The organism is Vicinamibacteria bacterium, assembly GCA_035570235.1.
Taxonomy (GTDB): domain Bacteria; phylum Acidobacteriota; class Vicinamibacteria; order Fen-336; family Fen-336; genus DATMML01.
In genome coordinates, this window is record DATMML010000015.1 from 180,072 (window position 1) to 201,736 (window position 21,665).

Here is a 21,665-nt window from a genome sequence, read left to right on the forward strand (position 1 = left end):
GCCCTACCCTAGACCTCCTCCACCCCGACCACGGGCTTGCCCTTGTAGTACCCGCAACGAGGGCAGACCCGGTGCGACAGCTTGGGCTCGTGGCAATTGGGACAGAGGCTGAGCCCGGGGGATGTTAGGTGGTCGTGGGCGCGCCGGCGATCGCGGCGGGCCTTCGAATGACGGCGCTTGGGATTGGGCATGTCGAACTCCTAGTGAGAGCCTTCGTTCAAGAGCTTCTTCAGGCCGGCGAGGCGGGGATCCGGCTCCTCCGTCGGGGCCGGGCATCCACAGCTCCCTTGATTCCAGTTCGCGCCGCAGGACGCGCAGCGCCCGCGGCAGTCCTCGCGGCAGAGCCGCTTCAGGGGGACGCTCAAGAAGAACTGCTCCCGGACCATCTCCCCCAGGTCGAGGCGCTCGCCCTCGTAATAGGCCACGACCATGTCGCGGTCGGTGAGCTCGACCTCGTCCTCCTCCTCTTCCGCCTCCTCCCCCGCCCGGTGCGGCAAGTAGAACAGGTCCAGCTCCTGGTCGATGGAGAACAGGAAGGGCTCGAGGCAGCGGCCGCACTCCAGGCCCAGCCCGGCCTTGAGGTGCCCGCGCACATGCACGGTATCCCCGTCCGTCTTCTCCAGGCGGCAGCGCAGGCTCCCCCCCGGCTCCAGGGTGAAGCTCCTCTCGTTTTCGACGTGGACCGCCCCTGGCTTGAGGGCGTCGTCCACCTCCATTCCCTCGGGAGGGATGTGGCCTATTTCAATGACGAGCATCGGGCGTGCGCTCAAACCTTCGATTTTACCGATTCCTTCTGTTTCGTCAAGCACTTACCCCCAGAAGGTCCGTCAGGAAAGAGGTGCCCGCGGCCAGGGGGGCGACTCCGAAGTTGTCCGCCAAGGTGGCCCCCAAGTCCGCGAACGTCGCCCGCACACCGAGGTTCACCCCCTCCCGCACCCGGGCTCCGACGACCAGAACGGGGACATGCTCACGGGTGTGGTCGGTGGAGGTGTCCGAGGGGTCGCAGCCGTGGTCGCCCGTGAACAGGAGCACGTCGTCGGGGCCCAGCGCCTCCCGCAGATCGGGGAGCCGGACATCGAGGGCCTCCAGGTTGGCCGCGTATCCCGCCACGTCATTGCGGTGGCCATAGAGGGTGTCGAAGTCCACCAGGTTGGTGAAGATGAGCCCCCCCTCTGCCGTGCCCAGGGCCTCCAGCGTCCGGTCGATCCCATCCGCGTCGGACCGAGTGTGGACGTCGGTGGTGAGGCCGCGTCCGGAGAAGATGTCCCCGATCTTGCCTACACCGTGTACGGCCACTCCCCGCGCGGAGAGGCGGTCGAGGAGCGTCTCCCCGGGGGGCGGCACCGGAAAGTCCCGCCGGTTGGACGTGCGCTTGAAGTCGTCGCGCGTCTTCCCCAGGAAAGGCCGGGCGATCACCCGGCACACCCCGTGGCCCAGGCAGGCGATCTCGTAGCCTATGCGGCAGATCCGGTAGAGCTCCGGGAGGGGGACGACCTCCTCGTGCGCAGCCACCTGGAACACGCTGTCCCCCGAGGTGTAGAGGATGGGCGAGCCCGTGCGCAAGTGCTCCTCCCCGAGGTCCTTCAGGATCTCGGTACCCGAGGCCGCGCGGTTGCCGAGCACCTTGCGGCCGATCCGCTCCTCGAAGGGCCGCACGACCTCGGGGGGAAAGCCGTGCGGGTAGGTGCGGAAGGGAACGGTGGTCAGGACACCCGCCATCTCCCAGTGGCCGCTGGTCGTGTCCTTGCCCGCGCTGCCCTCGGCCATCTTGCCGAAGGCCCCCAGCGGTCGCGGATAGCGCGCCCCCTTGAAGGTCGGGGTCAGGTTCCCGAGGCCGAGGGCGGTGAGGTTCGGGATGCGGACGGAACGGGAGGCGAGCACGTGGCCGAGGGTATCGGCCCCGTCGTCCCCGAAGGCCGCTGCGTCGGGGGCCGCCCCCACCCCGAGGCCGTCGCACACGATCACCACCGCTCTGCGGAACGGCCCCGTGCCCGGCTTGCTCCCGGCCATCACCCCTCCGCCCGGTCCAGCCAGGCCACCGCAGCCGCGTAGGCGCTATCGAGGTCGGGACACCAGGCCACCGAAGCCTGGTGGCGGAACCAGGTCATCTGCCGCTTAGCGAGCCGCAGAGTGTCGGAGACGATATCACGCTCGGCCTCGGCCCGCGCAAGTTGGCCCCCCAGGAGGGCCAGCGCCTGCCGGTATCCGATGGCCCGCAGCGGCCGCAGCTCGGGGGCGTAGCCACGGGCCAGGAGGCCCCTGACCTCATCGAGCAGGCCGCGGGCGAACATGTCGCGCGTGCGCTGCTCCACGGCCAGGCGCAGGGCCGGGCGTGCGGGCGTGATCCCGACCAGGAAGGAGACGAAGCCGCCCAGGGGCTCGCCGGCACCGCGGTGGTGCTCGGAGATCGGTCGGCCGGTGGCCCGGAAAACCTCCAGGGCTCGCACCACGCGCAGGCGATCCCCCACCGGTAGCCGGGCCGCCGCTTCCGGGTCTACCCGGGCCAGCAGGCGGTGGAGCCGGGCCTCCCCGTAGCGCTCCGCGATCGCCTCCAGCCTCCGCCGCAGGGCGAGGTCTCGGGAGGGCCCCACGAAGAGGCCCTGGAGCAGCGCCCGGAGATAGAGACCCGTGCCCCCCGCCACGATCGGCAACCGCCCCCGCCGCGTGATGTCGAGGAGCGCGGCCCGCCCCCGGCGGGCGTACTCCGCGGCCGAGAACTCCTCGTCGGGGTCCACCACGTCCAGGAGATGATGGGGCACGGAGCGCCGCTCCTCGAGGCTGGCCTTGGCGCTGCCGATGTCCAGACCGCGGTAGACCTGGAGGCTATCGCAGGAGACGATCTCGCCCCCGCGTTCCCGGGCCAGGCGCAGGGCGAGGGCGCTCTTGCCCGCCCCCGTGGGCCCGACCACCGCGATCAGCCGCGGCAACACGGCGGTCAAGCCGTCAGGACCGCGGCCCGGGGAGTGCGGGGCCGGGAAGGCCCGCGGGCGGAGGCGACGTCAACGCTCGCGGAAGGCCTTGATGATCGTGCTCTCGTGTTCGGCCCCGAGGGTGCGCTTCACGGCCAAGAGCTCGGCATAGAGCAGCTCGTTCAGGGCGTCCACGAGGAGGGCCCGTCGCTCCTCTTCTGGCAGCTTGTTCAGGTTCCGCTCCACCACCGCCGCATCGAGGGAGCCGTCCTTCTGGAGCTTCACCCCCCCGAAGACCTCCTTGCGTGCCTCCCGAAGGCCCCCCAAGTATTTCTCGAGGACGTTCTCGGCGATGGGGCCAACCTCCCGCACCATGTACCGGAAGATGAAGCCGTACATCTGGTTGAAGGAGGTGAGCACGGAATAGAGGGTGTCCGCGGGGACGAAATCCTGGTCGAGGGTGTGGACCTTCCTGCCCTTGGCGCGGACGATCCCCGTGCTGAGCAGGGCATAGAGGACCTTCAGCGTCTCGTTGTCGCCGATTTCGCTCTCGTGGCAAATGTCGAGCACGCTGCGTTCGCCGTCCACCAGGGCCAGCACGTGCAACTCGTAGGACTCGAGGGCGCTCTCGGGCAGGAGGTTGTCCGGCTCCAGCACCAGCAGGCCCTCGGGGTAGCGGCCCTGGATGGCGCCGTTCGCGTCCACCCGGCGGAGCCCGGCCAGGATCAGGCGCTGGATGTCGAGGTCGACAGTGATGCGCTCCTTCTCGGGGAGGCTGGACTCCTCGAAGTGGAATTGCCCCTCGTCCCACTGGAAGAGGCTGGAAACGATCTCCTGGACCTGAAACTGCACGCCCTCCCAGAGGTCCTTGGGGGAGAGCGCTCCCATCTCCACCAGCACCTTGCCCTGGCGCTTCCCCTTGGAGATGGCCTTGATCGAAGTCTCGTACTCCTCCACCGTGATCTTTCCATCCCGGATCAGGATCTCGCCCAGCCGGTCGTTGGGCAGGTTACTGGAGCCGAACACCACCCGCCCGTCCTTGAGGTAAATGGCCTTGCGCGCGCCGCCCGAGACCAGGGAGAGGATCCCGGTGTTCTTCGAGAGGCGCAGCTGTTCGAGGATGTCGGGAAGCGGGAGCTGCGTGAGCTGCCCCCGTAGACCCCCGGGCACGACGAATGGCTCAAACCGCTTCGGGAGTGTCGTGGTCATGGCGGATGTCTAAGACACGCCACATTTTATGGGAATACGGGGCGGGCGGCAAGCCGGCGGCGAGGGCCGTCGGCCCCGACCGCGCTAGCCGACCTTGCCCAGGCTGATTCCGGAGTAGTAGTGCCGGAGGATCTGCTCGTACGTGGCCCCGGCCTGGGCCATGCCGAAGGCGCCGACCTGGCAGAGACCGACCCCATGGCCCCAGCCCTTGCCCGTGAAGACGAAGCGCTCCACCGCTCCCTTGGCGTTGGTCTCGCGATCGATCACGAACAGGCTTTCCCGCAGCCCCAGCCCCAAGCGCACACGGAGGCCCCTCAGGAAAAGATCGCCGCGCTCCCCCCGGATCTCGAGCTCCACCACGCGCCCGGACACTCCCAGGCGCTTGGGCACCAGGTCTCGGACCCGGCCCACGTCGCCATAACGGGCCAAGGCTTGACCCAGCTCGACCGGGGTCGCCCTCACTTCCCAGCGGTAGTAGCCGGAGCTGCGATCCGCGGCCACGCCTTTCCGGTTCTGCTCTGCCTCCAGGTAGGTGACCCGACCCTCTTGCAGGACGAAGCTCACGCGGTCGCCCACGGCCAGGCTCAGCTCCGAGGCCGCGGCCCGCACGCCGTCCAGGTTGCGGTAGAGCCTCGCGGCCGCGTCGAGCGGATAGGACTCGGCGTTCTCCGCACGCATGACGGTGATCTGCCCCTCGGCCGCCCCCGCGAACTCCGCGGTCACGAGGCCGGGCAGACCCGCCTTCTCCCCCGCCCGGGCCAGCAGGGTCACCGCCTCGGCCCGGGTGAGGGCGACGTTGGCGCGCAGCGTATTGTCGGGGAAGGGCGAGAGCACGCCCTCTTGCACCAAGACCGCGGTGGCCACCCGCTCGCCGTCGCCCGAAAAGTCGCGGCGGTCTTCCACCTGCAACAGATAGTCGGCATCCTGCGGGTTCAGGAGGCGCTCACCCCGCTCCTCCCAGCAGAGCGACCCCACCAGGAACTGGGCGAAGGTCCCCCGGCGCGCCAGGGACGCCCCCACCGGGCTCTCACAGCCCTTGCGCCGCAAGGCGATCAGCATGCGTCCGGTCCAGGCCTTGAGCTCGGCGTCCGTGGGGATGCCCTTGAGGGCGGGCACCGCGTACAGGCGGGGCTCGAGGACGCCGAGGGCGACGAGAAGGCCGGCGTCCCGGGAGAGCCCGGGCACGTCCCCGAAAGTGCGGGGGGAGGCGCTCGTCCGGACCGTGGCCCAGGCCGAGCGCTCGGGGGCGCAGGACACCCCCCGGAGGTAGGGAGCGGTCTCGCCCTCGAAGACGTTTTCCCCGTCCTCGGTATGCCCGCCGCAGGTGGAGGTGTAGAAGGCGTTGATGGGCTTGCCCCCGTACAGGGCCACGATCCCCCGGGTCGCTTCCACCGCCTGGTCGCTGAGCGGGTTCTCCGAGGACCGGCCGCGGTACACCTGGCAGGCTGCGCTGGCGCAGAGGTCGAAGCCCTTCAGCTTGTACTCGACCCGGTGCCCAAGGGCGTAGCTCCGCGCCGCCACCGCCTGGGCCTTCAGCGCCTCGAGCTGGGGGAAGGCCTGAGGGGACAGCTCGTTCGGGACCACGCCCCGCACGTAGTCTTCGAGGTTGACGATGTTGACGACGGTGAGAGTGCCCGCGTCGCCGGGCCGGACCTCGAAGAGACCTCGGTAGGGCAGGGCGTCGGCGGACAAGATCTCGGTCGCGACGGAGGGCACGACCGTGACCACCCCGAACTCCTCCCCCGTCTCCAGGAGGCGGATGCGCCCGCCACCGGGGCCCGCCTCCTCCACCACCCAGGCCCCGGGCAGGCCGCTCCGGCCGAGGCGGCCGGCCAGCCCCTGGGCCTCGTCGCGGCTCTGAAACTCCCCCACCCGGACTTGGTGGGTCTGGGTGGCGGCGTTCCAAGCGACCGTGGGGGCGATCCCCAGCGTCTCCTGCACGCGCTGCGCGATGGCCCGGGCCCCGCTCTCGCTGGCTAGGCTCACCACCTGCACGCGGAAGCGACGCGGGGGCGCCGCCGCGCGGGAGGCGGCCATGAAAGTGGCGCGGGGTAGATGGCTCTTTCGACCCCCCTCGCCTTGGTGGGCGGCGGTCCAGATCACAACCCCGGACTCCGCGCCGATGGAGACCCGCGACACCTCGGAGAGGATGCCCACCCGGATGACCGGCAGCGGCACGGAGGCGTCGGGGGGCAGGGCGGGGGGAACGGGTGGAGCGGGCGCTCCCCGGGGAGGGACCGTGCGGCAGCTGGCTGCCGTCATCCAAGCCGCGATGACGGCGCCGGCCAAGGCCGCGCCGCGAGTGCCCAGGGCGGCTCTACGACTCACGATCCGTGCGGCCCTTCGTTGTAGAAGAAGCTCACCTGTATCGTGACGCTCGCCGGTCCGTAGTCCGAGGGCAGAGCCAGGAAGCGGCTGCCTTGGAGGGCGTTCTGGGCGGCCCGATCCATGGCAGGGGTGCCCGAAGACTTGAGCATCCGTAATGCGGAGAGGCTACCGTCCCTCTCGACCGTGAACTCGAAGTCCACGTGACCCTTGAAGCCCATGAGCGCGGGCTGGGGCACGATCCAGTTCCGGTAGACCTCGTTCTTGAAGTGGTTGATCCAGAGCGTGAAGTCCGCCCCTTGGGGGTCGAAGAACAACCCGCCCAGGTTCTGCCCCCCCGTCCCCGTCGGGATCCCCAGGCGGGCCTCCCGGTCCAGTCGCCTTTCCACGTTCTCGATGGCGGAGTTGATGGACGGCCCCAGGGACCCCGGCCGGGCCTTCGATCCCTCGCTTCCACGGGTCAGCTCGCTGCCGAGCCCAGGGGGGACACGCAGGCCCTCTCGACCCGGGACTTGGGGAGAAGGAGCCCCGGCGTCGGCCGTTTTGGGGAGCGGGCTCGCGGGAGCGGAGGGCGCCGGGGTCTGCTGGGCATCCGGCCGACCCTTCGGGGCCTTGGTCAGGTCATCTTCGCGGCGGAGTATGAGCGGGCCCTTCGTTCGCACATCGGTCGGGGGGCCAATGCTGATCCGGTCCTTGGCCCGGGGGTCGGGAGGCTTGGCGGGGGCCGGGGTCGCCATGGGCCGAGGCTCCCGCCGCCGCATGGGAACCAGCCGCCGCAAGACCTCTTGGGGGGGCAGGAAGACGGCTTCCTTGCGCTCCAGCGTGGCCGGATCGGGGGGTTCGACTGTTCGGGCCGTTGGGACCCGGCTCACAAGCATCATTAGGATCGTCAGGTGAACGATCGCCGAGACTAGGAAGCCCTGCCGTTGGTTGAAAGGCCCCACTAGCTCCACCACCTCGCAAAACGACCCTTGATCATAGCATAGACCGTCGCCACGGCCGCAGCGTTGACCACAAGATATTGTGGCATTCCCGCCGCTGCCACGATTACTCGTGTAGTTTCAGCGACGTACGGCGTCGGTCTCGGCCATTCGAGCCAGGATCGAATGGGCCAGCGCCAGGGCCCGCCGACCGTCCCCACCCGTCACCACGGGCTGAGAGCGCCTCAAGACCGCCTCCAGGAAGGCCTCGTCTTGCCGCCGCAGCGGCTCCTCCTCGGGGGCACTCGTCCTTTCCGCGCTGATCTCGGGCCTCCCGTCCGCCCCCTGTGTCAGACGGCAGACCTGGGCCTCTCGGCCGGCAAAATCGACGGAAACGTAGGTCCGGGGTGAGAAAACCCGGAATTTCCGCACCTTGTCCATGGAGACACGGCTCGCGGTCAGGTTGGCGATCAGTCCGGAGGCGAAACGCAAGCGGGCGTTAGCAATGTCCACCTTCGGGGTCAGCACCGGGACCCCCACCGCGTCCACCTGGAGCGCCTCCGAACCGTCGAGGGCGAGGACGATATCGAGGTCGTGAATCATGAGGTCCAGCACCACGTCGATGTCGAGGCTGCGGGGGGAGAAGGAGGCGAGGCGATGGACCTCGATGAACCGTGGTTCCGCCACCGTGGCCAGGAGGACATCGGTGGCGGGGTTGAAGCGCTCGATGTGGCCGACCTGGAGCACTGCCTGGCGGTCCTCGGCGAGCCGGATGAGGTCGTCCGCCTCCGCCAGGGTGACCGTCATGGGCTTCTCCACCAGCACGTCCTTGCCGGCTTCGAGAAGAGCCCGGACCACGCCATGATGTTCCACGGTGGGCACGGCCACCGTGGCCGCGTCCACCTCCGGGAGCATCTCGTCCAGGCCGTCGAAGGCCCGGCATCCGTAGAGGCGGGCCACCTCCGCCGAGCGCGGGCTATCCGCGTCGTAAACCCCGACCAGCCGCGCCCCGGGCAGGCTGTGGTAGACCCGTGCGTGCTGCTTGCCGAGAGCACCCACCCCGACCACCCCCACCCGCACCACGCGCTCAGTCATGGGCGGGCGGCTCGTCGAGGGCACCCATGCCCCAGACCGTCAATCCGTGGCGGTTGGCCTCGGTCAGAAACTCGGTCCGGTCGATCAGCAGCGTCTTCCCCGCCTCCACCGCGAGCGTGCGCGCTCCCGATTCGCGCATGGCCTCGAGCGTGCCCCCCCCCACGACGGGCACGTCGAAGCGCATGTCCTGCTTCGGCTTGGCCACCTTGACTACCGTCGTGCCGGGCCCCGCGATCCGGCCCGCCCGACGGATCACGTCGTCGGTCCCCTCCATGGCCTCCAGGGCCACCGCTGCCCGGTCCTTGACCACGACCGTCTGCCCGAGGTCGAGCCTGGCAAGGGCCCTCGCCACTTGGCAGCCGTACGCGATATCCTTGCGCTCCTCCCGCGAGGGAGCCCGACGGGTCATGGCCCCCACCTCGGCCAGCTGGTCCTGCAAGAAGAGGGTGGAGGGGAGGAGCGTGATCCCCTCTCGGGCTAGGGCCTCGACCACGCCCCCGATCAGGCTGTCCGTGTTCTTGAGGGCGAGTCGGCCCAGGACCCCCATCAGTTTCAGGTCGGGGACGATGTCCGCGAAGATCTGCCGGTGCTTCACCTGGCCGGCCATCACCGCCTCCACCGCCCCCCCCGACCGCAGGGCCTCGATGCAGCGGCCGAGCTGGCCGAGGCCCACCCAGTGGATCTCGTCCACCGCCTGGGCCAGCTCGGGGGACGCCTCCTCGCGGATGGCCACCGCCACCACCCGTCGTCCGGCCTGCCGGGCCCCCGCGGCCACCAGGAAGGGGAAGCGCCCGTTGCCTGCGATCAGCCCCAGGGGCGGCGGTGCGCTGCTCTCGGCTACCGTCACGGCTCTTCGGCCACACCGCGGCGGCGCCGCCGCTTCAGGATCACCCCCCGCGCGGAGGATCGGATGAACTCTATGATTTGCCGGACTTCGGGTGTGGAGGGGCCTTCGCTCGTCAGTCGATCCAGGGCGGCCGAGGTGTTGAGCTGGCTCTGAAGGAGCAGACGGTAGGCCTGGCGGATGGCGTCCATGGCCTCCCGGCTGAAGCCGCGCCGGGTCAGGCCCACGATGTTGATCCCGTAGATGCGGGCCCGGTTGCCCACCGTCTTGGAGTAGGGCAGCACGTCCTTGGTGACCACGGTGTAGCCGCCCACGAAGGCGTGGGTCCCCACGCGGCAGAACTGGTGGACGCCGGAGAAGGCCCCGATGGTGACCCAGTCCTGGACCTCGACGTGACCGGCGAGGGTGGCGGCGTTGGCGAAGATGGTGTGGCTGCCCACCTGGCAGTCGTGGGCCACGTGGACCTCGGTCATGAACAGATTGCCGGAGCCGATGCGGGTCACCATGCCCCCGCCCGCGGTCCCCCGGTGCACGGTCACGAACTCGCGGAAGGTGTTGCCGTCCCCGATCACCAGGCGGGACGCCTCGCCCTGGTATTTCAGGTCCTGGGGGGCGAGACCGATCGAGGAGAAGGGGTAGAGGTGGTTGCCCGCGCCCAGGGTGGTATCGCCCCCCACCACCACGTGGGAGTCCAGGGCCGTGCCCCGCCCCAGCCGGACTCCCGGCCCCACCACGCAGTACGGGCCCACCGTCACTCCTGGCTCCAGGACCGCCCCCGGCGCGACCCGGGCCGTCTCGTCGATCTCGGGGGAGGCGAGGGTCGTCACCTGAAGCAGCAGCCGCGCCTCCGCCACCCGGTGCTCCCCCGCCCGGACCTCACCCCGGAATCGGCAGAGCGGGCCGCGCCGGTGCAGCAACCGGACCTCCAGCTGGAGCTGGTCGCCGGGGGTCACCGTCCGCCGGAACTTCGCTTCGTCGATCCCCACCACCTGGATCTGGACCCGCCCGGGGTCGGGGGACGCCCTCAGGAGCCAGATGCCCGCGGCCTGGGCGAGGCTCTCCATGAGCAGGACCCCGGGCATCACGGGCGCGCCCGGAAAGTGGCCCGCGAAAAAATCCTCGGAGCCGGTCACGTTCTTGGTCGCAACCAGACCCGCCGCGTCGTGCTCGAGGATGCGGTCCACGAGCACGAACGGGTACTGGCTCGGGATCTGCCGGACGAGACGGCCGATGTCGATCGTGGCCATGGCGAGTGCGCTCCCCGGGGGGTCCCCGGGGAGCAGATACGCTCCCCTCTTAGGCCCCGACCACGGCCCTCCCCCCTCGCGGGGAGTTCAGGGCTTGGGGGCGGGGCTCGGAGACGGCTTCGGCGGCGCGGGCACGGCCGGCTTCGGGGCCGGGGGCTTGCCGGCGGCGGCCTTGGCCGCCTTCTCCGCATCGTCCGCCTTCACGATCACGTCCCGGGAGATGTCGTAGTCGCGATTCACGGTTAGGGTCACCTGCCCGTCGAGCAGGATGTCGATCCCCTTTTCCTTGGCCACCGACTCGATGTGGGGCTTCATCTTGATCTGGAACTCGTTGTTCAGGGCCTGGGCCTGCTGCTGGGCACGTTCCCGCATTCGCTGAAGCTCGGCCTGGCCGTCCTCCAGGAAGGCCTGCCGATCCCGGGTCTTCTTGACGATCTCCTGCCTCTTCTTCTCCACCGCCTCCGGGCTCAGGACGGATCCCTGTTTGTCCAGCTCGTCTTGCAGGGCCTTGACGGCGGCGTCCATCTTCTGGAGCTCGGACTGCTTCTTGGTCCCCTCGGCGTCGATCTCGCTCTTCAGGGCCTCCAGTTGGGCTGCGTACCCCTTGCCGAGCAGGCTCTCGCTGGAGACTCGTGCCATGTCGATCACGGCAATGCGGGGAGCCTTCGCCTCTGCCCGCGCGGGGGCGGGGGGGGCAGCCTCCTGGGCTAGGAGGCAGGGGGTGGCCGCACCGAGGGCGAGGGCGGCAATGACCGTCTTGCTCATGTCTTCTCCTTGGGAAGGTTATCTTTAGAAGGTGGTGCCGACGGAAAACTTGAAAGTCGACTTCGGCTGGAACGAGTCTCGGTTCGGGTTGAAGGCGTAGATCAGGCGGAAGGGCACGTTGAGCACGGGCATGATGAAGCGCATTTCCACGCCCGTCGAGGTGCGCAGCTGGCTGAAGCGGATGGGGTCCCCTTCCAAGAAGGTCTGACCGGCGTCATAAAAGAGCACCCCCCGGAGGGGGCCCACGATGTCCACGTAGTACTCGGCGTTGAACAGAATGAACTTGGTCCCCCCCAGGGCCCGGCCACTCGAGTCCACCGGTCCCACGGTGCGGATGTCGTAGCCGCGGATCTGGTTCTCTCCCCCCAGGAAGTAGCGCTGGTAGAGAGGCAGGATGGTGGTGGCCCCGAACGGAATCACGAAGGCCGCCTCCCCCCGCACGCCGAGGGCGGTCCGTTTGGTCAGTCGGAAGTACTTGATGGTCTCGAGGCTGGGCCGGTAGAAGCTCACCGTGCCCCCGAGAGCGCCTCCCGTGAGCTGGAAGGTCCCCGTCACCTTGGCGCCGCTGTGGGGAGTGTACGGGTTGTCCACGGTGCTATAGACGAGGCTGGGGGTGATGGTGCTCTCCTGGCGCTCGCCCGTTCCCCCGAAGAAGGTGGGGTCGAAGACGGGTCCGGTGGAGAGCAGGCTGCTGGTGCCGGTCGCGGGCTGGAAACCCGCGATGTTGATGATCTGGTACGAATAGCTCATGAACAGCCTAGACCAGCGGCCGACGGGAATGCCCCCCGTCACGCTGCCCCCGGTGTTCTCCTGGGTGTACCCGGCCACGTTGACGAAGCTCTGGTAGGTGAGCTTGCGCTTGAAGAGCTCGATGCCGGCGGTGATGGGGCGGTCGAAGAGGTAAGGCTCGGTGACGCTGATGGAGTAGTTCTTGGTGCGCGCCCCCGTCTGCGCGCCCAGGGAGAGCGTCTCCCCCGCGCCCAGGAAGTTGGCGGTGGAGAAGGAGGCGTTGATGAAGAAGCCCTCCAGCCCGCTCACCCCTCCCCCGAACGTGAACTGGTTCCGGTTCTGCTCTTCCACTTTGAACGTGATGTCCAGCTTGTCGTCGCCTTTCCCGCTGGGCGCCAGCTGGGGGGCCCCTTCCATGGGCTTGAAGTAGCCGAGCTGGTTGATGCGACGGATGGAGAGCTTGAGGGCCTCGGTGTTGAACACGTCCCCTTCGTTGATGAACACCTCGCGCCGGATCACCTTGTCGCGGGTGGTGTCGTTTCCGGTGAAGTGAATCTGGCCGACATAGTACCGCTTGTCTTCCTCCATGCTGAGGGTGACGTCCACCACCTTCTTCTCGGGGTCGGGCTTGCGCTTGGTGCCGCCCGTCCACTGGAAGTAGCCCAGGCTGCCGTAGATGTCGCGCAGCTTGTCGTAGCCCTTCTTGAGCCGGGACTCGTTGTAGACCTCGCCCGTCTCCAGCTTGAAGAGGGGGCGCACGAACTCCTCCTTGAGCACGGTCAGCCCCTCGAACTTGATCTCTCCCACCCGGTACTGATCGCCCTCGGTGACGGGGATGGTCAGGCGCTGCCACTTCCGGGGCTTCTTGGGAGAGGACCCCTTGTCGTCGAAGTAGGCGATGACGGGGTTGCCGATGCGGGCGGTAACGTAGCCGTGGTTCAGGTAGAAGTCCTCCAGCCGGCCCTGGTCCCCCCGCGGGTCCTCGGAACCCCCCGACCACTTGTCCTCGGTGTAGGTGGTCTTGCCGCCCAGCCAGCTCAAGTTCCAGAACCCGGCCTCCTTGATCTTATTCATCTGGTGCTTGAGAGCGGCCGAGGAGAAGACCGTGTTCCCCTCGAACACGATCTCCTTGATCTTGGCCTTGGGCCCGTCGTCGATGATGAAGGAGACCTGGTATCCGGATCCCCCCACGACCTTGGCGTCGTGCTTCACGGTCGCGAAGGGACGCCCCTTCTCCTGAAGCATCTCGCGGATGATCGCCTCCACCTTGCGGGCCTTGGCCAGGTCGTAGAACGTGTCCAGGCGGAGCTGGGCGTCCCTCTTTTTCAGCTCGTCCTCGATGTTGGAGTTCGTCAATTCCTTGCTGCCGCGGAAGTCCACGATCTGGATGCGCTTGCGCTCGTTCAGATTGAAGAGAATGATCTTCCCCTTCTGCCCGTCGCGCACCTCCAGGGTCAGGTCCTCCAGGAAACCCGTCTCCCATAGGCGCCGGAAATCGTCCTTCAGCCGCCGCTCGTCGTAACGATCCCCCGGCTTGGTGGTTACGTAGAAGAGCAGGGTCTCCCGCTGAAGGTACTGGTTCCCCTGGACCTCGATGTTCTCCACCACCGGCGCCTCGGCCTCCTCCTGCGCCCCCGCTGGCACGCCCCCCAGCAGGTAGCCGGCCAGGAGCAGGCCGGGGACCGCTCCCGCCCGAGCCCGCATCATGAGGATAGGGCCCCTCCGCGCTCGTCCTGCTCGTACCAGAGCGTTCCCTCCCGCACCGCGATGGAGATGGGCCGCCCGGTGCGGATCTGGCCCCGGATGAAGGCCTCGGAGAGAGCGTCCTCGATGTGACGCTGGATGGCACGCCGGAGCGGGCGCGCGCCGTAGGAGCGGTCGGATAGGGTCTTGGCCAGGAGCCACTCCACCGCCTCGTCCCGGATGGAGATCACGATCGCCTTCTCCTTCAGGTTGGCGTTGAGCTGCTCCACGAGCAGGCGGGTGATGCGGATCAAATCCTGGTCGGTGAGGGCGTCGAAGATGATGATCTCGTCGATGCGGTTGATGAACTCGGGGTTGAAGGTGCGCTTCACCTCGCCCATCACCATCTCGTTGATGCCCTTCTCCGTGTCCTTGGCCTCCCCGGAGGAGAAGCCCATTCGCCCCTTCTTCTCGATGAAACGGGCGCCGATGTTGGAGGTCATGATGATGATCGAGTTCTTGAAGTCGATGGTGTTACCCAGGCCGTCCGTCAGGTGACCGTCCTCGAAGACCTGGAGGAGTACGTTGAACACGTCGGGGTGGGCCTTCTCGATCTCGTCCAGGAGCACCACCGAATACGGGTTGCGCTTCACCCGTTCCGTGAGCTGTCCTCCCTCCTCGTGGCCCACATAGCCGGGAGGGGAGCCGATCAGCTTGGAGACCGAGTGCTTCTCCATGTACTCCGACATGTCGAAGCGCACCAGGCTGCGCTCGCTCCCGAAGAGGAAGGCCCCCAAGCTGCGCGCCACCTCCGTTTTCCCCACCCCGGTGGGGCCCAGGAACATGAAGGAGCCCACCGGGCGGTTGGGGTTCTTGAGCCCGGCCCTCGTGCGCCGGATGGCCCGGGCCAGGGCGCTGATCGCGCTCTCCTGGGACACGATCCGCCGGTGCAGCTCCTCTTCCATGCGCAGGAGCTTCTCCGACTCCTCCTCTTTGATGGCGGTGATCGGTATCCCCGTCCACTTGGAGACCACCTCGTCGATGTCGGCCTTGGTGACCTCGTGCCCCCCCGGCCCCCCCATGTCCCAGTGCTCGCGCACGATGTGCAGGTTCTCCCGCTGGGCCCCTTCCTCGTCCCGGAAGAAGGCGCCGCGCTCCAAGGATTCGCTGCGGTCCACCACCACCCGGATCTTGCGCGAGAACTCCGGGGTCTCCTCGGGCACGGCCACGTCCCGGAGCTTCACCCGGCTCCCCGCCTCGTCCAAAAGGTCGATGGCCTTGTCGGGGAGGAAGCGGTCGGTGATGTAGCGGCTGGACTGGTACACCGCCGCCTCCAGGGCCTCTTCGCGGTAGCTCACGTGGTGGAACTTCTCGTAGCGATCCTTGATCCCGCGCAGGATCTGGACCGTCTCCTCCTCCGTGGGCGAGGCCACCTTCACCGCTTGGAAGCGGCGCTCCAGGGACCGGTCCTTCTCGATGTATTTGCGGTACTCGCCGGGGGTGGTGGCACCGATGCACTGGATCTCCCCCCGGGAGAGAGCGGGCTTCAGGATGTTGGCCGCGTCCAGGCTCCCCTCCGCGGAGCCCGCACCCACCAGGGTGTGGAGCTCGTCGATGAAGATCACGATGTTGTGGCTCTCCGTCAGCTCCCGCATGATGGTCTTCAGCCGCTCCTCGAACTGCCCGCGGTACTTTGTCCCCGCCACGATGAGGGAGATGTCCAGGGCCAGGATGCGTTTCTCCGCCAGGTAGACGGGCACGTCGCCCTGGACGATCTTGTTGGCCAAGCCCTCCACGAGGGCGGTCTTGCCCACCCCCGGCTCCCCGATGAGAACGGGGTTGTTGCGGGTGCGCCGGCAGAGCACCTGCACGATGCGGCTGAGCTCGTCGTCGCGCCCGACCAGGGGGTCGAGGCTGGCCCGGGCCGCCGCCTCCGTGAGGTCGCGCGAGAACTCCGACAGGAGGGGAGTCTCCTTGGTCTTGCCGACGTTGGCCTTCTCGTTCAGGAGCTGAACGATGTCCTCGCGGACGGCGGACAGCCGCATCCCTTTCTCGGCCAGGATGCCCGCGGCCACGCTCTTCTCTTCCCGCATGAGGCCGAGCAGGATGTGCTCGGTCCCGATGTAGTTGTGGAGCATGCGCTCCGCCTCCTCGGAGCCGTAGCCGAGGACACGCTTGGACTCCGGGGAGAGGGGGATGTCGACCGAAGTCGACACCTTGTCCCGGTAGAGGGCGCGTCCCTCGATCTCCTTCCGGATGCTCTCCATGGAGAGATGGCTCTTGCTGAAGATGCGGGAGGTGAGGCCCTTGCCCTCGCGGATCAGGCCCAGGAGGAGATGCTCCGTCTCGATGGAGCTGCTGCCCAGCTGGCTGGCTTCGTAGCGGGCGAAGAAGATCACCCGCCGCGCTCGCTCGGTATAGCGCTCGAACATCACTCCCCATCCCGGGCCGCACCCCGGCTCACCTGGGTGGAGGGCGACCCTCGACCGGCGGATGGCGCCGGCCGCGATCAGGACCGATGATAGCCCAAAACCCCCCAAACGCCGTCAGGGAGATCGGCCACGCTCTCAGGCGGGAACGAGCGCCCCTCCCTCCAGATGTAGGGTGCGGTCGCAGGCTGCTGCCAAGCGCTCGTTGTGTGTGACCACCACGACCGTGATTCCCTTCTCCCGGTTAAGACGCCGCAGCATCTCATGGAGTCGGTCCCCGGTCTGCCGATCGAGGTTGCCGGTGGGCTCGTCAGCCAGGAGGGCGCGGGGCGAGCGGGCGAGGGCCCGGGCCACCGCCACCCGCTGCTGTTCTCCCCCGGAGAGCGCCCCCGGCCGATGGTGGGCCCGCTCCGGGAGGCCCAGCTCGGCCAGGAGGCCGGCCGCCCTTTCCCGCGCCTCCCGCGCCCCCACCCGCCCGATGAGGAGGGGCATCATGATGTTCTCGAGGGCACTAAACTCGGGGAGCAGGTGGTGGAACTGAAAGACAAACCCCAGGGCCTGGTTCCGGAACTCACGCAGCCGAACCTCGGGCAGGGCCAGCACCTCCTCGCCATCAAACGCGATCCTCCCTCCCTCCGGACGGTCTAGGGTTCCGAGCACGTGCAGGAGGGTGGACTTGCCCACCCCCGAGGTACCCGTGATGGCGAGCATCTCCCCCCGGGGGACCACGAGGTCCAGCCCCTGGAGCACGGGCAGGTAGCCCGCGGGCGTCCAGTAGCCCTTGACCACGCCCTCGGCGACGATGAGATTCTCGCCCACGGTCAGAGGAGACCCCCCGCTCTGCGGCCCCCCGGCCGGTCCGGCAAGAGGGAAGCCCCCCTTCGCGTCAAGCTGTCTTCCTCATTATTCGTTCCGCAGGGCTTCCGCGGGGTCGAGGCGGGCGGCCCCCCGGGCGGGATGGAGAGTGGCCAGGAAGCAGACGAGGATGGCGCCCCCCACCACAATGGCGGCGTCCCCGGGCAGCAGATGAAAGGGCACGTAGGAGATCTGGTAGACGTCCTCCGGGATGCGAATGAGGCGATAGCGATCCAGGATGCGGCAGGTCCCCCAGCCCAGAAGAGCTCCCGTGGCCGTACCCACCGCCCCGATCACCGTCCCCTGGAGCATGAAGATCCGCATTACCGCCCCCCGCGAGGCCCCCATGGAGACGAGGATGGCGATGTCCTTGTGCTTTTCCATCACCATGAGGATCAAGGTGGCCACGATGTTGAGGGCGGCCACCATCACGATGAGACCGATGGTGATGGCGATGGCCGTCTTCTCGAGCCAGAGGGCGGAGAAGAGGCTCCGGTTCATCTCGATCCAATCGGTCTTGGTGTAGCCCTCCCCCAGGTGGGCCAGAATGGCCCGGCCCGCGGCCTTGACCTCGAAGATGTTCGCAATCCTCACCTCGACCAGGCTCGCCCGGCCGGGCTTGTCGAAGAGCCGCTGGGCGACGGATAGCGGCAGATAGGCCCAGGCGGAGTCGAACTCGTAGAGGCCGCTGCGCACCGTGCCCGCCACCCGCAGCTTGGCCACCCGCGGCAGCACGCCCATGGGGGAGAGCCGCCCCTGGGGCGAAGTGGCCGTGACCACGTCCCCCACCCCCACCCCCAGGTTGGCGGCCAGATCCCGGCCGAGCAGGATGGGGCCGATGCCCTCCCCGGGGCCCTCCAGGGGCGCCAGGCTACCCTCCTCGATCTGCCCCGGCAGGTCGGTGACCGTGCGCTCCGACGCGGGAACGATCCCCTTCAGGGTGGCCACCGCGGAGCCGGCGGGGCTGGTGAGGAGCCCCTTGCCGTAAAGGGCGGGGGCCGAGCCCAGGACCCCGGGCACCTGCCGCACCGCCTCCACCACTTCCGCGTAGTTCTCGAAGGCGTCGCTACGCTTCGGGAAGATGCTCAGGTGGGCGGTCGAACCCAAGATCTTGGCCCGAATCTCGGCTTGCAGCCCGGTCATGAGCCCGAGGGAGATCATGAGGGCCATCACGCCCACCACCACCCCCAGGATGGAGATCGCGGAGATGACGGAGATGAAGGCCTGCTTCCGTCGGGCGGTCAGGTAACGCAGGGCGATGCGCAGCTCGAAGGGCATCAGTGCCCCCCATCCCCGCGCGCCGCGACGCCCTGGAGTGAAATAGTAGAGAGGACTCTCCGCCTCATGCCTTACCGGTCACTTCTCCGGTTTCGCGGCGGGCGTCTCCGCACCCCGGCCCCGCTCCGGGCGCATGTGGGGGAAGAGGATCACGTCGCGAATGGAGGGGGAATCGGTGAGGAGCATGGCCAAGCGGTCGATGCCCACCCCGCAGCCGCCGGTGGGGGGCAGGCCGTAGCCGAGGGCGCGGATGTAGTCCTCGTCCATGACGTGGGCCTCGGCGTCGCCCCGCTCCCGCTCCCGGATCTGTTCTAGGAAGCGGGCCCGCTGTTCGAGGGGGTCGTTCAGCTCCGAGAAGCCGTTCGCCAGCTCCATCCCCGCCGCGAAGAGCTCGAAGCGGTCGGCCACCTGCGGGTCGTCGGCCCGCGCCTTGGAGAGCGGCGAGACCTCCACTGGGTAATCGACGATGAAGGTGGGCTCCCAGAGGGACCCCTCCACAAAATCCTCGAAGAGGCGAAGGATCCGTTTGCCATGGGAAAGACCCGGGTAGGCGTCGACCGCGACTTTGTGCCTCTCCCCGAAGGCCCGGAACGCGGGGCTGGCCAGGAACGCCTGGAGCTCGGTGGGGGCCCCGAGGGCTTCCGGTCGGAAGCCCAAGCCGGCTTCCCCGCGGAGGACACGCGCGATGCTGTCCGCCATGCGCAGCTTGGCGAAGGGCAAGGAGAGGGAGACCTCGCGCCCTTTGTAGACGACGGGCTCCTCCCCGCACACCCGCCGCGCGGCCGCGGCGATGAGGGACTCCGTGGTCTCGATCACGTCCCGACAGTCGAAGTAGGCGGTGTAGAACTCCAGCATCGTGAACTCGGGGTTGTGCATGGACGACACCCCCTCGTTCCGGAAGTTCCGGTTGATCTCGTAGACCCGCTCCAGGCCTCCAACCACCAGGCGCTTCAGGTACAGCTCGGGGGCGATGCGCAGATACAGGTCGAGGTCGAGGGCGTTGTGGTGGGTCACGAAGGGTCGGGCCAGGGCGCCCCCCGCCACCGGCTGCATCATGGGGGTCTCGACCTCGACGTAGCCGCGCCCGTCCAGGAAGCGACGGATCTCGGACACCATGGCGCTCCGGGACAGGAACACCTTGCGGACCTCAGGGTTGGCCATGAGGTCCGCGTAGCGCTGGCGGTAGCGGATCTCGGTGTCGGAAAGGCCGTGCCACTTCTCGGGCGGCGGCAAGAGGGCCTTGGCCAGGAAAGTGAGCTCGCGGGCCTCGACGGAGAGCTCCCCTTTGCGGGTGCGCATGACCGTGCCCGAAGCCCCCACGAAGTCCCCCAGATCCAGGAGGTCGAAGAGCCGGTAGCCGGCCTCCCCCACCTCGTCCAGGCGGACATAGATCTGGAGCGAGGAAAGGCCGTCGGAGAGGGTGGCGAAGGAGGCCTTGCCGTGGCCCCGCTTGGTCAGCACTCGACCCGCGATGCGCACCGTGAGCCCGAGGGCCTGGAGCTGTTCCAGGCTCTTATCGCCGTGGGCGGCCACGATCTCTCCCAGGCGGTGGGTGCGTTCGAAGCGAGTCGGATAGGGATTGACGCCCAGCGCACGCAGAGTGGCCAGCTTCTCCAGACGCTGGGCGGACTCGCCGGGCCAGCCCGGCACCGGCGGCTCCGGCTCTCCCCTTTCGTCGCTCATACCCCGGGTGTCTCCTTGACGCGCGCGGTCTCCGCGGGCGGCCGCACGCGGCGCCGGATGGCGTCGAGCACGCCGTTCACGAAGGCCGGGGAGTCCGCCTCCCCGAACCGCTTGGCCATCTCCACCGCCTCGTCCAGGATCACGGCCGCGGGCGTGGCCGGCTCGCACAGGAGCTCGTAGACCCCCAGGCGCAGAATGTTCCGGTCCACGGCCGCGATACGGTCGAAGCGCCAGTTGAGGGCGGCGCCCGCGATGGCTTCGTCGATCCGCGCCTGTTCCGCTTGCGCCCCCCGGGCCAGCCGTTCCGCCGCCTCCCGGGTCTCGTCGGTGGTGGTGCGCACCTTCCAAAACAACTCCGCCACCCGCTCCATGGGGTCGCGGGTGAGGTCCCACTGATACAGCATCTGCAGGGCGCACTCCCGGGCTTTCGTTCGTCTACCCACGCCGCCCCCCCAGCCCGCGCAGCACATGGACCATGGCCACCGCGGCCCGGGCCGCCTCCGCCCCTTTGTTCCCCGCCCCGGAGCCGGAGCGAGCCCGAGCCTGGGCCTCGTCGGCCACCGTCAGCACCCCGAAGCCCACGGGCACGCCCGTCTCCCGAGCCACCGCCGCCAGCCCGGCCGCTGCTTCCCGGGCGATGTGCGCATAGTGGTCGGTCACTCCCCGGATCACCGCCCCCAAGGCCACCACCGCGTCGAAGCGCCCCGAGGCCGCGGCGGCACGCGCGGCCAACGGCAGCTCGAAGGCCCCGGGCACGTTCACCACCGTCACCGCCTCCGCCGCCGCGCCCATCTCCAGAAGAGCGGCCTGGGCCCCCTGCAGGAGGCCCTCCCCGATAGCGGCGTTGAAAGTCGAGCGCACGACGGCCACCCGGAGGCCCCGCGCATCCGGCCGCTCCTGAGGGGCTTGCTTCACTTGCCCTGGAACTTGGCCGCGCGCTTTTCCAGGAAGGCCCGGGTGCCCTCCTTCATGTCCTCGGTGGTGCAGATCAGGCCGAAGAGCGTGGCCTCCAGGTACTGTGCCTCCGCGAAGGGCATCTCGAGGCCGGCCCGGACCGCCTGCATGGTGAAGCGCAGGGAGAGCGGGCCGTTGGCGAGCATCTTGCGGAGCAGCGCCTCCGATTCCGCCAGGAGCCGGTCCTTGGGCACCACGCGGTTCACGAGGCCGATGCGGTGGGCCTCCTGGGCATCGATGGGCTCGCCCGTCAGCAGCATCTCGAGCGCGCGTCCCTTCCCCACCAGCCGGGCGAGGCGCTGGGTGCCCGCGTAGCCGCACATGAGCCCCAGCTTCACCTCCGGCGTGCCGAGGCGCGCGCCCTCCGCGGCCACCCGGACATGACAGGCCATGGCCAGCTCGCAGCCCCCGCCTAGGGCGAAGCCGTTGACCGCGGCCACGACCGGCTTACCCAGGTTCTCGATCCGGTCCAGGGTCGCCTGGCCGCGCCGCGAGCGCTCCTGTCCGTCCACCGGACGCTGGGTGGCCAGCTCCGAGATGTCGGCCCCCGCCACGAACGCCTTCTCCCCCGCCCCCGTGAGGATGACGCCGCGGACTTCGGGATCCGTGCCGAGGGCAGCGAAGGCCGCGTCCAGTTCGGCCATGGTCTCATCGTTGAGCGCGTTCAGCTTGTCGGGCCGGTTGACGGTCAAGACCGCCACCCCCTCCCGCTTCTCCACCCGCAAGTTCCGGTAGTCCAT

At 68.7% G+C, this 21,665-nt stretch carries 19 protein-coding genes; all 19 read right to left on the bottom strand.

Annotation, left to right across the window (positions count from 1 at the left end):
- Positions 1-8: 8 nt before the first annotated feature.
- Positions 9-191, bottom strand: coding sequence for a 50S ribosomal protein L32 (gene rpmF, locus VN461_03065; GenBank protein HXB53735.1), 183 nt, complete (start codon positions 189-191; stop codon positions 9-11).
- 9 nt (positions 192-200) lie between these two features.
- On the bottom strand, positions 201-770 hold the full coding sequence (locus tag VN461_03070; protein ID HXB53736.1) for a DUF177 domain-containing protein: 570 nt from the start codon (positions 768-770) through the stop codon (positions 201-203).
- 31 nt (positions 771-801) lie between these two features.
- Positions 802-2,010, bottom strand: coding sequence for a phosphopentomutase (locus VN461_03075; GenBank protein HXB53737.1), 1,209 nt, complete (start codon positions 2,008-2,010; stop codon positions 802-804).
- Positions 2,010-2,930 carry a tRNA (adenosine(37)-N6)-dimethylallyltransferase MiaA gene (gene miaA / locus VN461_03080; protein ID HXB53738.1) on the bottom strand — a complete coding sequence of 307 codons (921 nt, stop codon included), beginning with the start codon at positions 2,928-2,930 and terminating at the stop codon, positions 2,010-2,012. The genes VN461_03075 and miaA overlap by 1 nt, the downstream gene beginning before the upstream one ends.
- Positions 2,931-2,999: 69 nt before the next feature.
- Positions 3,000-4,118 carry a DUF4388 domain-containing protein gene (locus tag VN461_03085; protein HXB53739.1) on the bottom strand — a complete coding sequence of 373 codons (1,119 nt, stop codon included), beginning with the start codon at positions 4,116-4,118 and terminating at the stop codon, positions 3,000-3,002.
- An 84-nt stretch (positions 4,119-4,202) separates the two neighbouring features.
- A complete protein-coding gene (locus tag VN461_03090; protein HXB53740.1) occupies positions 4,203-6,446 on the bottom strand; it encodes a SpoIID/LytB domain-containing protein in 2,244 nt (747 codons plus the stop codon).
- Positions 6,443-7,315 (bottom strand): TonB family protein, encoded by an 873-nt coding sequence (locus VN461_03095; GenBank protein HXB53741.1) that lies wholly within the window; start codon positions 7,313-7,315, stop codon positions 6,443-6,445. The genes VN461_03090 and VN461_03095 overlap by 4 nt, the downstream gene beginning before the upstream one ends.
- A gap of 189 nt (positions 7,316-7,504) precedes the next feature.
- Positions 7,505-8,458 (bottom strand): Gfo/Idh/MocA family oxidoreductase, encoded by a 954-nt coding sequence (locus tag VN461_03100; protein HXB53742.1) that lies wholly within the window; start codon positions 8,456-8,458, stop codon positions 7,505-7,507.
- Positions 8,451-9,305, bottom strand: a complete 855-nt coding sequence (lpxI, locus tag VN461_03105) for a UDP-2,3-diacylglucosamine diphosphatase LpxI (GenBank protein HXB53743.1) — start codon at positions 9,303-9,305, stop codon at positions 8,451-8,453. The genes VN461_03100 and lpxI overlap by 8 nt, the downstream gene beginning before the upstream one ends.
- The gene (lpxA, locus tag VN461_03110) at positions 9,302-10,549 is read right to left on the bottom strand and encodes an acyl-ACP--UDP-N-acetylglucosamine O-acyltransferase (protein HXB53744.1); all 1,248 of its coding nucleotides are present in this window, start codon (positions 10,547-10,549) and stop codon (positions 9,302-9,304) included. The genes lpxI and lpxA overlap by 4 nt, the downstream gene beginning before the upstream one ends.
- A gap of 87 nt (positions 10,550-10,636) precedes the next feature.
- Positions 10,637-11,314 carry an OmpH family outer membrane protein gene (locus tag VN461_03115; protein HXB53745.1) on the bottom strand — a complete coding sequence of 226 codons (678 nt, stop codon included), beginning with the start codon at positions 11,312-11,314 and terminating at the stop codon, positions 10,637-10,639.
- A 24-nt stretch (positions 11,315-11,338) separates the two neighbouring features.
- On the bottom strand, positions 11,339-13,750 hold the full coding sequence (gene bamA / locus VN461_03120; protein HXB53746.1) for an outer membrane protein assembly factor BamA: 2,412 nt from the start codon (positions 13,748-13,750) through the stop codon (positions 11,339-11,341).
- Entirely contained in the window at positions 13,747-16,158 is a 2,412-nt protein-coding gene (locus VN461_03125) for an ATP-dependent Clp protease ATP-binding subunit (GenBank protein HXB53747.1), read from the bottom strand. Before VN461_03125 ends, bamA begins: the two co-directional genes overlap by 4 nt.
- A gap of 135 nt (positions 16,159-16,293) precedes the next feature.
- Entirely contained in the window at positions 16,294-16,959 is a 666-nt protein-coding gene (locus VN461_03130; protein HXB53748.1) for an ABC transporter ATP-binding protein, read from the bottom strand.
- Positions 16,960-17,058: 99 nt separating this feature from the next.
- Positions 17,059-18,288 (bottom strand): FtsX-like permease family protein, encoded by a 1,230-nt coding sequence (locus VN461_03135; GenBank protein ID HXB53749.1) that lies wholly within the window; start codon positions 18,286-18,288, stop codon positions 17,059-17,061.
- A 78-nt stretch (positions 18,289-18,366) separates the two neighbouring features.
- On the bottom strand, positions 18,367-19,971 hold the full coding sequence (gene lysS, locus VN461_03140) for a lysine--tRNA ligase (protein ID HXB53750.1): 1,605 nt from the start codon (positions 19,969-19,971) through the stop codon (positions 18,367-18,369).
- A complete protein-coding gene (nusB, locus tag VN461_03145; protein ID HXB53751.1) occupies positions 19,968-20,414 on the bottom strand; it encodes a transcription antitermination factor NusB in 447 nt (148 codons plus the stop codon). Before nusB ends, lysS begins: the two co-directional genes overlap by 4 nt.
- Entirely contained in the window at positions 20,407-20,886 is a 480-nt protein-coding gene (gene ribH / locus VN461_03150) for a 6,7-dimethyl-8-ribityllumazine synthase (GenBank protein ID HXB53752.1), read from the bottom strand. Before ribH ends, nusB begins: the two co-directional genes overlap by 8 nt.
- Positions 20,883-21,665 carry an enoyl-CoA hydratase-related protein gene (locus VN461_03155; GenBank protein HXB53753.1) on the bottom strand — a complete coding sequence of 261 codons (783 nt, stop codon included), beginning with the start codon at positions 21,663-21,665 and terminating at the stop codon, positions 20,883-20,885. Before VN461_03155 ends, ribH begins: the two co-directional genes overlap by 4 nt.

What these genes read in the sequence shown, in the direction of transcription:
- rpmF (HXB53735.1), bottom strand. Translation starts at nt 191, where the DNA reads ATGCCCAATCCCAAGCGCCGTCATTCGAAGGCCCGCCGCGATCGCCGG.
- VN461_03075 (HXB53737.1), bottom strand. Translation starts at nt 2,010, where the DNA reads ATGGCCGGGAGCAAGCCGGGCACGGGGCCGTTCCGCAGAGCGGTGGTG.
- VN461_03085 (HXB53739.1), bottom strand. Translation starts at nt 4,118, where the DNA reads ATGACCACGACACTCCCGAAGCGGTTTGAGCCATTCGTCGTGCCCGGG.
- VN461_03100 (HXB53742.1), bottom strand. Translation starts at nt 8,458, where the DNA reads ATGACTGAGCGCGTGGTGCGGGTGGGGGTGGTCGGGGTGGGTGCTCTC.
- lpxA (HXB53744.1), bottom strand. Translation starts at nt 10,549, where the DNA reads ATGGCCACGATCGACATCGGCCGTCTCGTCCGGCAGATCCCGAGCCAG.
- VN461_03115 (HXB53745.1), bottom strand. Translation starts at nt 11,314, where the DNA reads ATGAGCAAGACGGTCATTGCCGCCCTCGCCCTCGGTGCGGCCACCCCC.
- bamA (HXB53746.1), bottom strand. Translation starts at nt 13,750, where the DNA reads ATGATGCGGGCTCGGGCGGGAGCGGTCCCCGGCCTGCTCCTGGCCGGC.
- VN461_03125 (HXB53747.1), bottom strand. Translation starts at nt 16,158, where the DNA reads ATGTTCGAGCGCTATACCGAGCGAGCGCGGCGGGTGATCTTCTTCGCC.
- VN461_03135 (HXB53749.1), bottom strand. Translation starts at nt 18,288, where the DNA reads ATGCCCTTCGAGCTGCGCATCGCCCTGCGTTACCTGACCGCCCGACGG.
- lysS (HXB53750.1), bottom strand. Translation starts at nt 19,971, where the DNA reads ATGAGCGACGAAAGGGGAGAGCCGGAGCCGCCGGTGCCGGGCTGGCCC.
- VN461_03155 (HXB53753.1), bottom strand. Translation starts at nt 21,665, where the DNA reads ATGGACTACCGGAACTTGCGGGTGGAGAAGCGGGAGGGGGTGGCGGTC.